Annotated in this window: 13 protein-coding genes; 9 read left to right on the top strand and 4 right to left on the bottom strand. The window is 52.6% G+C overall.

Annotation, left to right across the window (positions count from 1 at the left end; genetic code table 11):
* Window positions 1–123 precede the first annotated feature (123 nt).
* The 5 genes from ubiI (at window position 124) to On2M_RS19700 (ending at window position 7,091) form a co-directional block, all read left to right on the top strand.
* On the top strand, window positions 124–1,326 hold the full coding sequence (gene ubiI, locus On2M_RS19720; RefSeq protein WP_187253174.1) for an FAD-dependent 2-octaprenylphenol hydroxylase: 1,203 nt from the start codon (window positions 124–126) through the stop codon (window positions 1,324–1,326).
* 452 nt (window positions 1,327–1,778) lie between these two features.
* A complete protein-coding gene (gene gcvT / locus On2M_RS19715) occupies window positions 1,779–2,873 on the top strand; it encodes a glycine cleavage system aminomethyltransferase GcvT (RefSeq protein WP_151224304.1) in 1,095 nt (364 codons plus the stop codon).
* Window positions 2,874–2,898: 25 nt separating this feature from the next.
* The gene (gcvH, locus tag On2M_RS19710) at window positions 2,899–3,288 is read left to right on the top strand and encodes a glycine cleavage system protein GcvH (protein ID WP_005123344.1); all 390 of its coding nucleotides are present in this window, start codon (window positions 2,899–2,901) and stop codon (window positions 3,286–3,288) included.
* A 124-nt stretch (window positions 3,289–3,412) separates the two neighbouring features.
* On the top strand, window positions 3,413–6,286 hold the full coding sequence (gene gcvP / locus On2M_RS19705; protein WP_187253172.1) for an aminomethyl-transferring glycine dehydrogenase: 2,874 nt from the start codon (window positions 3,413–3,415) through the stop codon (window positions 6,284–6,286).
* 61 nt (window positions 6,287–6,347) lie between these two features.
* Window positions 6,348–7,091, top strand: a complete 744-nt coding sequence (locus On2M_RS19700) for an SDR family oxidoreductase (protein WP_210905346.1) — start codon at window positions 6,348–6,350, stop codon at window positions 7,089–7,091.
* Between the two features lie 41 nt (window positions 7,092–7,132).
* On the opposite strand, the gene bglA is transcribed toward On2M_RS19700, so the two are convergent.
* Both bglA and On2M_RS19690 read right to left on the bottom strand, forming a co-directional pair.
* Window positions 7,133–8,566, bottom strand: coding sequence for a 6-phospho-beta-glucosidase (gene bglA, locus On2M_RS19695; RefSeq protein ID WP_210905345.1), 1,434 nt, complete (start codon window positions 8,564–8,566; stop codon window positions 7,133–7,135).
* 119 nt (window positions 8,567–8,685) lie between these two features.
* Window positions 8,686–9,414 carry a MurR/RpiR family transcriptional regulator gene (locus tag On2M_RS19690; protein WP_187253347.1) on the bottom strand — a complete coding sequence of 243 codons (729 nt, stop codon included), beginning with the start codon at window positions 9,412–9,414 and terminating at the stop codon, window positions 8,686–8,688.
* 52 nt (window positions 9,415–9,466) lie between these two features.
* On the opposite strand from On2M_RS19690, the gene yqfB reads away from it, so the two are divergent.
* The gene (gene yqfB / locus On2M_RS19685) at window positions 9,467–9,778 is read left to right on the top strand and encodes a N(4)-acetylcytidine aminohydrolase (RefSeq protein WP_003026949.1); all 312 of its coding nucleotides are present in this window, start codon (window positions 9,467–9,469) and stop codon (window positions 9,776–9,778) included.
* 162 nt (window positions 9,779–9,940) lie between these two features.
* Window positions 9,941–10,600, top strand: a complete 660-nt coding sequence (locus tag On2M_RS19680) for a hemolysin III family protein (protein WP_187253170.1) — start codon at window positions 9,941–9,943, stop codon at window positions 10,598–10,600.
* A 93-nt stretch (window positions 10,601–10,693) separates the two neighbouring features.
* Here On2M_RS19680 and ygfZ read toward each other — a convergent pair whose 3' ends face one another.
* The gene (gene ygfZ, locus On2M_RS19675; RefSeq protein WP_187253169.1) at window positions 10,694–11,674 is read right to left on the bottom strand and encodes a tRNA-modifying protein YgfZ; all 981 of its coding nucleotides are present in this window, start codon (window positions 11,672–11,674) and stop codon (window positions 10,694–10,696) included.
* Between the two features lie 256 nt (window positions 11,675–11,930).
* Between ygfZ and sdhE the strand changes: the two genes are divergently transcribed.
* Both sdhE and On2M_RS19665 read left to right on the top strand, forming a co-directional pair.
* Window positions 11,931–12,197 carry an FAD assembly factor SdhE gene (sdhE, locus tag On2M_RS19670; protein WP_016154349.1) on the top strand — a complete coding sequence of 89 codons (267 nt, stop codon included), beginning with the start codon at window positions 11,931–11,933 and terminating at the stop codon, window positions 12,195–12,197.
* Window positions 12,178–12,585, top strand: a complete 408-nt coding sequence (locus tag On2M_RS19665) for a protein YgfX (RefSeq protein WP_151218319.1) — start codon at window positions 12,178–12,180, stop codon at window positions 12,583–12,585. The genes sdhE and On2M_RS19665 overlap by 20 nt, the downstream gene beginning before the upstream one ends.
* Window positions 12,586–12,629: 44 nt before the next feature.
* Here On2M_RS19665 and fldB read toward each other — a convergent pair whose 3' ends face one another.
* Window positions 12,630–13,151, bottom strand: a complete 522-nt coding sequence (fldB, locus tag On2M_RS19660) for a flavodoxin FldB (protein WP_210905344.1) — start codon at window positions 13,149–13,151, stop codon at window positions 12,630–12,632.
* Window positions 13,152–13,180 lie beyond the last annotated feature (29 nt).

The raw sequence follows: 13,180 nt of genomic DNA, 5'->3' as shown, positions 1-13,180 counted from the left end.
CCGAAGGGGGAGCAAAGCGAATCATCCTCACGTACTGCGTGTACGCTTCGGTTGTTCCGCGCTGTCCGTGTCCAAACTGGCTGCAACAATTACGCCTGCTGAGCCAGGCATCAGGAGTGGATTGTGCAAAGTGTTGATGTAGCAATTGTGGGTGGCGGCATGGTGGGACTGGCGGTTGCCTGCGGCTTGCAGGGCAGCGGGTTGCGCGTTGCGGTGTTGGAACAACATGTTCCGCAGCCTTTGGCGGCGGATGCACCTCCTCAGCTTCGCGTATCGGCTATTAATGCCGCCAGTGAAAAACTGCTTACCCGTCTTGGCGTCTGGTCCGATATTGTAGCCCGTCGCGCTTGCTGCTACCACGGCATGGAAGTCTGGGACAAAGACAGCTTTGGCCGTATTGTGTTTGATGACCAGAGTATGGGCTACAGCCATTTGGGACACATTGTCGAAAACGCAGAGATTCATTACGCGCTGTGGCAAAAGGCGCAGCGTTCAGCGGATATCACGTTGCTGGCTCCTGCTGAATTACAGCAGGTGGCCTGGGGTGAGAACGAGGCGTTTCTGACCCTGAAAGATGGTGCGATGCTGACGGCTCGTCTGGTAGTCGGCGCCGATGGCGCTAACTCCTGGCTGCGCAACAAAGCGGATATTCCGCTCACCTTCTGGGATTACCGCCATCATGCGCTGGTGGCGACTATCCGTACGCAGGAAGCCCACGGTGCGGTTGCGCGTCAGGCGTTTCATGGTGAGGGTATCCTGGCATTTCTGCCGCTCAATGACCCGCACCTGTGTTCTATCGTCTGGTCGCTCTCGCCGCAGGAAGCTGAACGTATGCAGCAGGCAAGCGAAGACGAATTCAATCAGGCGCTGAATATCGCTTTTGATAATCGTCTGGGGCTGTGCAGCCTTGAAAGCGAACGTCAGGCGTTTCCGCTGACGGGACGCTACGCACGGCAGTTTGCTGCCCATCGCCTGGCGCTGGTGGGGGATGCGGCGCATACCATCCATCCGCTGGCGGGGCAGGGGGTTAACCTTGGCTTTATGGATGCGGCAGAGCTGATCGACGAGCTTAAGCGGCTACAGCGTCAGGGCAAAGATATTGGTCAGTATCTCTATTTACGCCGTTACGAGCGCAGCCGTAAGCACAGTGCAGCGATGATGCTGGCTGGTATGCAGGGTTTTCGTGAACTGTTTGCTGGCGAGAATCCGGCAAAAAAACTGCTGCGTGATATTGGTCTGAAACTGGCTGATACCCTGCCAGGTGTAAAACCACAGCTCATCCGCCAGGCGATGGGACTGAACGATCTTCCTGAGTGGTTGCGCTAGCGTCCGTAAGGACAATCTTAAGAGTTTGAGACCCGTCACACTTTCCTCTCCCGGCCTGCGCGCCGGGATGCTTCTCTCATTTGAAATAATCTAATTCCACGCCTTTTTTCGCATTAGTTTTTTTTATATTACGTTTTTTTCATAACGCCATTTTTGACATTTTTTCCACATTTAATGTTGATTAATGCGGCGAATTTCAGCTTATCTTTGTTTGTTATTCTAATTTGTCGCTATGATTTTGGGTTTTTATTCTGTCGGCGATTTGGCTATTTTTGGTCATAAGCTAATGTGATGGTTAATTTTGCCTTATGGTTTAGCGTCTGTTTCGGTGGTAAGTTCAGGACAAAGAGAACGTTTGCGTCGTAGCCCCAGGAGCGGCTGCGGTGCTGGGTTTCGTGGTGAAGAATTCACCGCGAAAGAGTTGATAGCCCCGCTTATTCAACGAGGAAAAGATGGCTCAACAGACTCCTTTGTACGAACAACACACGCTATGTGGCGCGCGCATGGTCGATTTTCATGGCTGGATGATGCCACTGCACTACGGTTCTCAGCTTGATGAACACCATGCTGTTCGCACCGATGCCGGAATGTTTGATGTGTCGCATATGACCATCGTCGACCTGCGCGGTAGCCGCACCCGGGAGTTCTTGCGTTATCTGCTGGCAAACGACGTCGCGAAGCTAACGAAGACGGGCAAAGCCCTCTACTCCGGTATGCTCAACGCTTCGGGCGGCGTGATAGATGACCTGATTGTCTATTACTTCACTGAAGACTTCTTCCGCCTCGTTGTAAACTCCGCCACCCGCGAAAAAGACCTCTCCTGGATTACCCAACACGCTGAACCTTACGCCATCGACATCACCGTTCGTGACGACCTGTCGCTGATTGCGGTACAGGGGCCAAACGCGCAGGAAAAAGCCGCTACCCTGTTTACTGACGAGCAGCGCCATGCGGTAGAAGGCATGAAGCCGTTCTTCGGCGTTCAGGCGGGTGACTTGTTCATCGCAACCACCGGTTATACCGGCGAAGCAGGTTATGAAATTGCTATGCCGAATGAAAAGGCGGCAGATTTCTGGCGTGCGCTGGTACAAGCAGGCGTAAAACCTTGTGGTTTGGGGGCGCGTGACACGCTGCGTCTGGAAGCGGGCATGAACCTGTACGGTCAGGAGATGGACGAAGGCATTTCACCGCTGGCGGCTAACATGGGTTGGACTATCGCGTGGGAACCGACCGATCGCGACTTTATCGGTCGGGATGCGCTGGAAATGCAGCGTGAAAAAGGCCACGAACAGCTGGTAGGGCTGGTGATGACCGAGAAGGGCGTGCTGCGTAATGAACTGCCGGTGCGTTTCACTGATGCTTCCGGCAACCAGCAGGAAGGCATTATCACCAGCGGGACATTCTCCCCTACTCTGGGTTACAGCATCGCGCTGGCACGTGTCCCTGCGGGTATTGGTGATACCGCAATCGTTCAGATTCGTAACCGCGAAATGCCGGTAAAAGTGACTAAACCTGTTTTTGTGCGTAACGGCAAAGCCGTCGCGTAATTCATCCTTTTTTGGAGATTGATTGATGAGCAACGTACCTGCAGAACTGAAATACAGCAAAGAACACGAATGGCTGCGCAAAGAAGCTGACGGTTCCTACACCGTTGGTATCACCGAACACGCTCAGGAGCTGTTAGGTGACATGGTTTTCGTTGACCTGCCTGAAGTTGGCTCAACCGTCAGCGCGGGCGATGACTGCGCTGTTGCGGAGTCCGTAAAAGCGGCTTCCGATATCTATGCGCCAGTAGGCGGTGAGATTGTTGCGGTCAACGACGCGCTCAGCGACTCTCCGGAACTGGTTAACAGCGAGCCGTATGCGGGGGGCTGGATTTTCAAAATCAAAGCCAGCGATGAAAGCGAAATTGAATCGCTGCTGGATGCGACCGCATACGAAGCATTGTTAGAAGACGAGTAAATACGCTTCATTTTTCACGTTGCAGGTGTGTTGGCTTACCCGCATACCTGCAACGCGAATTATTTCGCGTATTCAGGTAGTAGAGACACCTACGATTCACTGCACGTTTCAGGAACCATCGCCCATGACACAGACGTTAAGCCAGCTTGAAAACAGCGGCGCTTTTATTGAACGCCACATCGGACCGGACGCCGCGCAGCAGCGAGAGATGCTGAATGCGGTTGGCGCCGAGTCGTTAAACGCGCTGATCGGCCAGATTGTGCCGAAAGACATTCAGCTCGCAACCCCGCCGCAGGTGGGCGAGGCGGCGACCGAATACGCTGCGCTGGCTGAATTAAAAGCCATCGCCGGGCGTAACAAGCGCTTCACGTCCTACATTGGCATGGGCTACACCGCCGTGCAGTTGCCACCGGTTATCCTGCGCAACATGCTGGAAAACCCGGGCTGGTACACTGCGTATACGCCGTATCAGCCAGAAGTGTCTCAGGGTCGCCTGGAAGCGCTGCTCAACTTCCAGCAGGTGACGCTGGATCTGACCGGTCTGGACATGGCCTCTGCCTCTCTGCTGGATGAAGCCACCGCAGCGGCTGAAGCAATGGCGATGGCAAAACGCGTCAGCAAACTGAAAAACGCCAACCGCTTCTTTGTGGCCGCAGATGTCCATCCGCAAACGCTGGATGTTGTGCGCACCCGTGCAGAAACCTTTGGTTTTGACGTCATTGTCGATGATGCGGCAAAAGCGCTGGATCATCAGGATGTGTTCGGCGTGCTGTTGCAGCAGGTTGGCACTACCGGTGAAGTGCACGACTACAGCGCACTGATTACTGAGCTGAAATCCCGCAAAGTTGTGGTCAGCGTCGCGGCCGATTTTATGGCGCTGGTACTGCTGACTGCGCCGGGCAAACAGGGGGCGGACATCGTTTTCGGCTCTGCACAACGCTTCGGCGTACCGATGGGCTACGGCGGTCCACACGCGGCATTTTTTGCTGCTAAAGACGAATTCAAACGCTCTATGCCAGGCCGTATTATCGGCGTCTCCAAAGATGCGGCGGGCAATACCGCACTGCGCATGGCGATGCAGACTCGTGAGCAGCATATCCGCCGCGAGAAAGCGAACTCCAACATTTGTACCTCGCAGGTCCTGCTGGCCAACATCGCCAGTCTGTATGCCGTTTATCATGGTCCGGTTGGCCTGAAACGCATTGCTAATCGCATCCACCGCCTGACCGATATCCTGGCAGTCGGCCTGCAACAGAAAGGATTGAAGCTGCGTCATGCGCATTACTTCGACACCCTGTGCGTTGAAGTAGCCGATAAAGCTGCAGTACTGGCGCGTGCCGAAGCGGCAGAAATCAATCTGCGTAGCGATATTCATAACGCGGTAGGTATTACCCTCGACGAAACCACTACCCGTGAAAATGTTGTGCAATTGCTCAATATTCTGCTGGGCGACAGCCACGGCCTGAACATTGATACGCTGGATAAAGACGTGGCGCTCGACAGCCGTTCCATTCAGGACAGTATGCTGCGTGACGATGCGATCCTCAGCCATCCGGTGTTCAACCGCTACCATAGCGAAACCGAGATGATGCGTTACATGCACTCGCTGGAGCGCAAAGATCTGGCGCTGAACCAGGCGATGATCCCGCTGGGATCCTGCACCATGAAGCTGAACGCGGCGGCCGAGATGATCCCGATCACCTGGCCGGAATTCGCTGAGCTTCATCCGTTCTGTCCTCCAGAGCAGGCAGAAGGTTATCACCAGATGATCGGCCAACTTTCCGAGTGGCTGGTAAAACTGACCGGTTATGACGCAGTCTGCATGCAGCCGAACTCCGGCGCACAGGGGGAGTATGCGGGGCTGCTGGCGATTCGCCATTATCACGAAAGCCGTAATGAAGGCCATCGTGATATCTGCCTGATCCCGGCCTCTGCTCACGGTACTAACCCGGCTTCCGCTCAGATGGCGGGTATGCAGGTGGTGGTGGTCGCTTGTGATAAGAACGGTAACATCGACTTAGACGATCTGCGTGCAAAAGCAGAACAACATGCCGACAACCTCTCTTGCATCATGGTGACCTACCCATCCACGCACGGCGTGTATGAAGAAACAATCCGTGAAGTGTGCGACGTTGTGCACCAGTTTGGCGGTCAGGTTTACCTTGATGGCGCGAACATGAACGCTCAGGTTGGGATCACCACGCCGGGCTTTATCGGCGCGGACGTATCACATCTCAACCTGCATAAAACATTCTGCATTCCGCACGGCGGCGGCGGCCCGGGTATGGGGCCGATCGGCGTGAAATCGCATCTGGCACCGTTTGTGCCGGGCCACAGCGTGGTACAGATTGAAGGGATGCTGACCCGTCAGGGCGCAGTTTCTGCCGCTCCGTTTGGTAGCGCATCTATTCTGCCAATCAGCTGGATGTACATCCGTATGATGGGCGCAGAAGGTCTGAAGCAGGCAAGCCAGGTGGCGATCCTGAACGCTAACTATATTGCCAGCCGTCTGAAAGATGCCTATCCGGTGCTGTATACCGGTCGTGATGGTCGCGTGGCGCATGAATGTATTCTCGACATTCGCCCACTGAAAGAAGAGACCGGCATCAGCGAACTGGATATTGCCAAGCGTCTGATCGATTACGGTTTCCATGCACCGACCATGTCGTTCCCGGTAGCGGGTACGCTGATGGTGGAACCGACTGAATCTGAAAGCAAGGTGGAACTGGATCGCTTTATCAATGCGATGCTGGCAATTCGCGCGGAGATCGACCGTGTGAAAGCGGGTGAATGGTCACTGGAAGATAACCCACTGGTTAACTCACCGCACACGCAAAACGAGCTGGTCGCGGAGTGGAACCACGGTTATAGCCGCGAAATCGCCGTCTTCCCGGCGGGTGTGGCGAACAAATACTGGCCAACCGTGAAGCGTCTTGATGATGTTTACGGTGACCGTAACCTGTTCTGCTCCTGCGTACCGATGAGCGAATATCAGTAATCTGCTGATTCGACTATCTTTTAAAGGCGCTTCGGCGCCTTTATTTTTTGGGAGAAACGTTATGGCTATAGCATTGGTGACGGGCGGCAGTCGTGGCATTGGTCGAGCAACCGCACTGCAACTGGCGCAAGAGGGCTACACGGTCGCGTTGAACTTTCATCACAATATTCGTGCGGCAACGGAGGTGGTGAACAGCATCGCCGCTGCTGGAGGGAAGGCGTTTGCTTTACGGGCAGATATCAGCGATGAAAGCCAGGTGGTGGCAATGTTTGAGTCTATTGACCGTGAAGGCGAGCAACTGACTGCCCTGGTGAATAATGCAGGGATCTTGTTTGAGCAAAGCACGGTCGAAAACTTAACCGCCGAACGAATTAATCGCGTACTGGCAACCAACGTTACCGGCTATTTTCTGTGCTGTCGGGAAGCGGTAAAGCGCATGTCGTTCAAGCACGGCGGTCAGGGTGGATCGATTGTAAATGTCTCTTCGGCGGCATCGCGGCTAGGCGCCCCTTTCGAGTACGTTGATTACGCCGCCTCAAAAGGCGCGGTGGACACGCTCACTACCGGTCTGGCGCTGGAAGTTGCAGCGCAGGGGATCCGCGTGAACTGTGTGCGGCCGGGTCTGATTTACACTGAAATGCATGCATCAGGCAGCGAGCCGGGAAGAGTCGATCGCGTGAAATCTATGTTGCCTATGCAGCGCGGTGGACAACCGGAGGAGGTCGCGCAGGCGATTACCTGGCTGTTGAGCGAGAAAGCATCTTACGTTACGGGGAGTTTTCTGGAGCTGGCAGGCGGTAAGTAGGGACTTGATTGCCGGATGGCGCTGCGCCATCCGGCAAAAAATCACAGGTTCTCGCCGTTGCTGGCAATCACCGCTTTATACCACTCAAAACTCTTCTTCCGCGAACGCGACATATCGCCGGTGCCGTCGTCGTGTTTGTTTACGTAGATAAACCCGTAGCGTTTGCTGTACTGACCGGTGGTAAACGACACGCAGTCGATGCAGCCCCAGGGCGTATAGCCCATCAGGTCTACGCCATCATACGTTACCGCTTTCATCATCTCTTCGACGTGGGCGCGCAGATAGTCGATGCGATAGTCGTCGTTGATGCTACCGTCTTCTTCTACTTTGTCATAAGCGCCAAACCCGTTTTCAACGATAAACAGCGGCTTCTGGTAGCGTTCATACAGCTCACATAAGGCATAGCGCAGACCGACGGGGTCAATCTGCCAGCCCCAGTCGGATGCTTTGACGTGCGGGTTCGGTACGCTGCCCTCAAAGCCGGAAATCGCATCACCGCTGCCACCTTCCGCTTTAACGGCGTTGGTCATGTAGTAGCTGAAACCGAGATAGTCACAGGTACCTTCGCGCAGGATCTGTTCGTCGTTTGCTTCCATTTTGATGTTGAATTCACGACGCCCCCACTCATTCAGAACATAAGAGGGGTAGTAACCGCGCAACTGGACATCGGTGAAGACGTAGCGCTCACGCATCGATTCTTGCGCAAACATCATATCTTCAGGCTTACAAGAGAAGGGATACAGCGGGACCATCGCCAGCATGCAGCCGACTTTCATGTCAGGATTGATGCGACGTGCCGCTTTTACCGCCAGTGCGCTGGCGACAAACTGGTGATGCAACACCTGGTACATGGTCTCTTCCGGGTTTTCATGCTCGGTATACACCACGCCCGAGCAGCAATAGCCAAACAGCGGCGCGCGCCAGTTACGCTGGTTGTTGATCTCGTTGAAGGTCATCCAGTATTTGACCTTGTGCTTGTAGCGCTCAAAAACGACTTCAGCAAAACGGACAAAGAAATCGACGACTTTACGATTGGTCCAGCTACCGTACTGTTGAACCAAATGCAGTGGCATTTCGAAGTGGGAGAGGGTGATGACCGGTTCGATGTTGTACTTCAGCAGTTCATCAAACATGTCGTCGTAGAATTTTAATCCTTCTTCATTTGGCTGGGTTTCGTCTCCTTTCGGGAAGATGCGGGTCCAGGCAATTGACGTACGGAAGCATTTGAAACCCATCTCGGCAAACAGCTTAATGTCTTCTTTGTAATGACCGTAAAAATCGACTGCTTCGTGGTTGGGATAGTATTTACCCTGCACGACGTCCTGAGTAATTTCTCGCGGAACGCCGTGAGCCCCACCGGTCAGGACGTCGCAAATGCTGGGACCTTTGCCACCTTTGTTCCAGCCGCCTTCAACCTGATGCGCCGCCACAGCGCCGCCCCATAAAAAATCGTTTGGTAAGGTAAGTTTTTTCATCTGCGCTCAGTCTCAAATTAATACAATCTGATTTTGAGTCTAACAAAGGAAAGATAAATGTCACGGTATAACAAAATAGCGTAAATGTGATTTGTTACATCAAAAAAACACATTGTTTTTTACGCTATTATTTTCGCCAGCTTGCGCCCGAGTGATTCCAGAATATAAATAACGGGGATCTGCGTGGTTATATCGTATACCCCGGCAATACGTGTTTGTGGAACGTGCCAGGAGATATTAAAGTCTGCCAGCTTCGCCAGGCGAGAGTGTTCATGGCTAGTGACCGACAGAACCTTACAGTTGTGCAGACTAAACTGGCTGGCAAAGCGCAGGATCTCTTCTGTTTCACCAGACACGGAAAGCACGATCGCCAGCGCGTTTCTGGCCATATCGTTAGTTACCGGGAAATAAGGATCATCAATGTGATTACTGAATTTACCGACGTTTGAGAAAAAACGTGCGCCATATTTCGCCAGAGCTCCAGACGTTCCCGCCCCAACGAATATAATACGCTCGGAAGATAATATAATATCAACAGCCTGATCGAGCAGTTTATCGAACTCGTCGTTATTGACGCCTTTAAAGAAACTGATAATTTCGCTGGCACCGAAATTAGCCTGTTGTGGTTCATTCTGCTCTAAATATAATTTGAAGCGTACGCGGAATTCTGAGTAACCTTCACACTTAAGCTTGCGGCAAAAGCGCAGTACGGTAGTGGTGGAAACGCCCACGGCATCAGCCAGCTCGCGAATGGTCATGTACATGACTTTGTCACGGTTTTTGATGACATAGTTGTAGACCAGCATCTCAAGATTGTTGAGACTGGCGATGGCAGCGTGGGAGAACATACTCACAATGGCAAAACTCACTCATCAGACTTCATCTACAAGGAATAATAACATGCAGCCAAATGACATCACTTTTTTTCAGCGTTTCCAGGATGACATTCTGGCCGGACGCAAAACCATCACCATTCGTGACGAGTCCGAATCACACTTCAAAGCCGGGGACATTTTACGGGTTGGGCGCTTCGAAGATGACGGTTACTTCTGCACGATTGAGGTTGTTGGCACCTCAACTGTTACTTTGGATACGCTAACGGATAAACATGCCCAGCAGGAAAACATGACGCTTGAAGAACTTAAACATGTGATTGCCGAGATTTACCCGAATCAGACGCAATTTTATGTGATTGATTTTAAATGCCTTTGATTTAAAGAAACATCTGTTAGTTGAAAAAATAGTTGCAACGCCATGATTTTAAATGATTAATCTTAATGTGATATTTATTTTAGCTAACAGGTGTTCACTGGAACCATTCTCAGTTACGCTAGAGGCGCAATAACGAAAGTGTTCGTTTCTGGGGAGTAACTTATGGTTCAGAAGCCATTAATCGCGCAGGGATATTCGCTGGCAGAGGAAATAGCCAACAGCATCAGCCATGGTATCGGGCTGGTGTTTGGGATTGTCGGACTGGTGTTGTTACTGGTTCAGGCAGTGGATACCAACGCCAGCGCTATGGCCATTACTAGCTACAGCCTGTACGGTGGCAGCATGATCCTGCTGTTCCTTGCCTCAACCTTGTATCATGCGATCCCCCATCAGAGAGCGAAAGTCTGGCTGAAAAAATTCGACCACTGCGCGATTTATCTGCTGATTGCCGGGACCTACACGCCATTCCTGCTGGTGGGGCTGGATTCGCCGCTGGCACGCGGACTGATGATTGTGATCTGGAGCCTGGCGCTAATCGGTATTTTATTCAAACTGACTATTGCGCACCGCTTTAAGGTTCTGTCGCTGGTGACCTACCTGACAATGGGCTGGCTATCGCTGATTGTGGTGTATCAACTGGCGGTTAAGCTGGCGGTGGGGGGGGTGACGCTGCTGGCCGTTGGCGGCGTAGTCTATTCGCTGGGTGTTATTTTCTACGTATGTAAGCGTATTCCTTACAACCACGCGATCTGGCACGGCTTTGTGCTGGGCGGCAGCGTTTGCCACTTCCTGGCAATCTATCTGTACGTTGGTCAGGCGTAATCATTGATGCCGGATGGCGGCTAGCGCCTTATCCGGCCTACAAAACAAAAGCCAGCATGCCTGATAGACGCATCGCAATCAGGCATTATTCATTTACTCTTCCAGCGAATACGGCTGCGGTACGATATGCAGCGTTTTTGCGTCGTCTCGAACGCGGAACACGCTGTCGACTTCCATATCGTTATTCATCACAACCTGCACCAGCACTTGCCCATCAGCCAGCTGCACTGCGGCGAGTATGGTGCCGGTACGACGCCAGTTCTCACCCATTTTCAGCTCCAGGTCTTCACCCGCTTCCGGTACGCGACTGGCCGCTCCTGCCAGAGTCCACATGGCGCGTTTGTTGGCTCCGCGGAATTTTGCGCGGGCAACCATTTCCTGACCGGTATAGCACCCTTTTTTAAAGCTGATGCCGCCTAATGCCTGCAGATTGGTGGCTTGCGGAATAAACTGCGCGCTGTTGGCAGAATCAATAACAGGAATACCCGCTTCGATATCCAGCGCCAGCCACTGTTGGCTGTTATTTAACTCCGCTTCACCACGCAGTTTCTCTGCCAGCGTTTCCGCTGTGGCAGTATCGGTCACTAGTAAGAAGCGTTCGGCTGGGTGTTCAAACCACAATATTGTGGAAGAGCCTTCGGTAATAACCTGCTTATCGCTGCCCGGTAATTCGCTAAAAAGATTGGCCAGTGCCGCACGTGCCTGGAATCCCGCTACGCCCAGCAGGACGCGCTCGTCGTCCGGGGCAATCGCCACTTTCGAAAAGACCGCGTATTTTTTCAGTTCAGTAAGCTGCGCATCGCGCAGGCTACGGCGCTCAACCCAGGCAAAACCGTCACCCTGGCGGAACAGACGCAGGGTGCTCCACATTTTACCTTTGGCGTCACAATGTGCCGCCAACACGTGCTGATGTTCGGTCATCTGGCTGACATCCGCCGTGACCTGACCCTGAATATACTTCTCACTGTCGACACCGGTGATGGTGGCGAGCGCCCAGTCATCGAGCGTCATTAGCGTCAGAGGCAAACGCGTTGACGCGAAAGGCTGGCGAGGAGGAAAAGATGTAAAAGCCATAATAATGTCCTGATTTGCTTAACGCAGTGATAATGACTAATGGTAAAAGAGCTATGGCCCATTGCAAGCGGTTTAAACAGGCTATTTGTGCCATATATTAAGCTTTGCGAGGAGACATCCAAAAATGCTGAATCCTTTGACTTAATGCGGTTTTATTTCGCGAACAAGCTTCCGATTACTGATATTCCCGTCAATGCGCGGGAAAAACACGTTACAATAGCCGGATACTTCGTTTTCGCGAGACAGGGAGAAGAACATGGATATTAACAACAAAGCACGTATTCATTGGGCATGCCGCCGTGGTATGCGCGAGCTGGACATCTCGATCATGCCGTTTTTCGAACATGAATACGACAGCTTAAGTGACGAAGAAAAACGTATCTTTATTCGTCTGCTAGAATGTGATGATCCAGATTTGTTTAACTGGTTGATGAATCATGGGAAACCAGCTGATGCTCAGCTGGAACAGATGGTGCGACTTATCCAGACACGGAATCGGGAACGTGGTCCAGTGGCAATCTGATTTACGCGTTTCATGGCGCGCGCAATGGCTTTCACTGCTCATTCATGGGCTGGTCGCGGTATTTATTTTATTGATGCCCTGGCCATTGAGTTACACCCCATTATGGCTGGTTTTGCTGTCTTTGGTGGTGTTCGATAGCGTACGAAGCCAGCGCCGAATTAACGCCTGTCAGGGCGAGATTCGGCTGTTGATGAACGGTCGTCTGCGCTGGCAGGGGCAAGAGTGGTCTATCGTTAGCGCCCCCTGGATGGTAAAAACAGGCATGATGCTGCGTTTGCGTTCCGATACCGGAAAACGTCAGCATCTATGGCTGGCGGCAGACAGTATGGATGACGCAGAATGGCGGGATTTACGGCGGTTAATACTGCAACAGGCGAAGCAGATGTAGCACTGACGGTAAGGTTGCGACCTTAACCGTCAGTCGGCAGCAACTCAGGACCAGTGCTCGGCCATTTCACCAAGAATTTGCTCGCACCAGGCCTGAATGCGTTCATCGCTGAGGTCGTACTGGTTCGTTTCATCCAGCGCCAGACCAACAAACAGCTGTCCATCGGCAATGACGGGTTTATCGCTGGTGAATTCATAGCCTTCAGTTGGCCAGTAACCCACAAATTTAACGCCTTTTGTAACCAGTTTATCGTGCAGCATACCCAGTGCATCCAGGAACCATTCGCCGTATCCCAACTGATCGCCCATCCCGTAAAGCGCAACAATTTTGCCTTCCAGGTTGAGGTCGTCCAGTTGCGCCCAGACTGCTTCCCAATCCTCCTGAATTTCACCGAAATCCCAGGTCGGGATGCCCAAAATGAGCACGTCATACTGCTCCATTAAGCTCGGGGAATCATCTTTGAGGTTGTGCAGTGTCACCAGTTCGGGACCCAGGATATCGTGGATTTTTTCTGCTGCCATTTCGGTGTAGCAGGTGCTTGAACCGTAAAAAAGACCCATGTTCATGACGTAAACATCTCAATTCTGCTGTAGCG

Origin of the sequence: Citrobacter sp. On2M (assembly GCF_018035235.1) — a bacterium.
Lineage (GTDB): Bacteria > Pseudomonadota > Gammaproteobacteria > Enterobacterales > Enterobacteriaceae > Citrobacter > Citrobacter meridianamericanus.
Note: the sequence above shows the minus strand (reverse complement) of the source record. Positions and strands in the feature narration are given on the sequence as shown.

Excerpts from the sequence above, each read along its gene's own strand:
- On2M_RS19680 (WP_187253170.1), top strand. The coding sequence starts at position 9,941 with ATGGTTCAGAAGCCATTAATCGCGCAGGGATATTCGCTGGCAGAGGAA.
- bglA (WP_210905345.1), bottom strand. The coding sequence starts at position 8,566 with ATGAAAAAACTTACCTTACCAAACGATTTTTTATGGGGCGGCGCTGTG.
- On2M_RS19700 (WP_210905346.1), top strand. The coding sequence starts at position 6,348 with ATGGCTATAGCATTGGTGACGGGCGGCAGTCGTGGCATTGGTCGAGCA.
- fldB (WP_210905344.1), bottom strand. The coding sequence starts at position 13,151 with ATGAACATGGGTCTTTTTTACGGTTCAAGCACCTGCTACACCGAAATG.
- On2M_RS19690 (WP_187253347.1), bottom strand. The coding sequence starts at position 9,414 with ATGTTCTCCCACGCTGCCATCGCCAGTCTCAACAATCTTGAGATGCTG.
- gcvT (WP_151224304.1), top strand. The coding sequence starts at position 1,779 with ATGGCTCAACAGACTCCTTTGTACGAACAACACACGCTATGTGGCGCG.
- gcvP (WP_187253172.1), top strand. The coding sequence starts at position 3,413 with ATGACACAGACGTTAAGCCAGCTTGAAAACAGCGGCGCTTTTATTGAA.
- sdhE (WP_016154349.1), top strand. The coding sequence starts at position 11,931 with ATGGATATTAACAACAAAGCACGTATTCATTGGGCATGCCGCCGTGGT.
- yqfB (WP_003026949.1), top strand. The coding sequence starts at position 9,467 with ATGCAGCCAAATGACATCACTTTTTTTCAGCGTTTCCAGGATGACATT.
- gcvH (WP_005123344.1), top strand. The coding sequence starts at position 2,899 with ATGAGCAACGTACCTGCAGAACTGAAATACAGCAAAGAACACGAATGG.
- ygfZ (WP_187253169.1), bottom strand. The coding sequence starts at position 11,674 with ATGGCTTTTACATCTTTTCCTCCTCGCCAGCCTTTCGCGTCAACGCGT.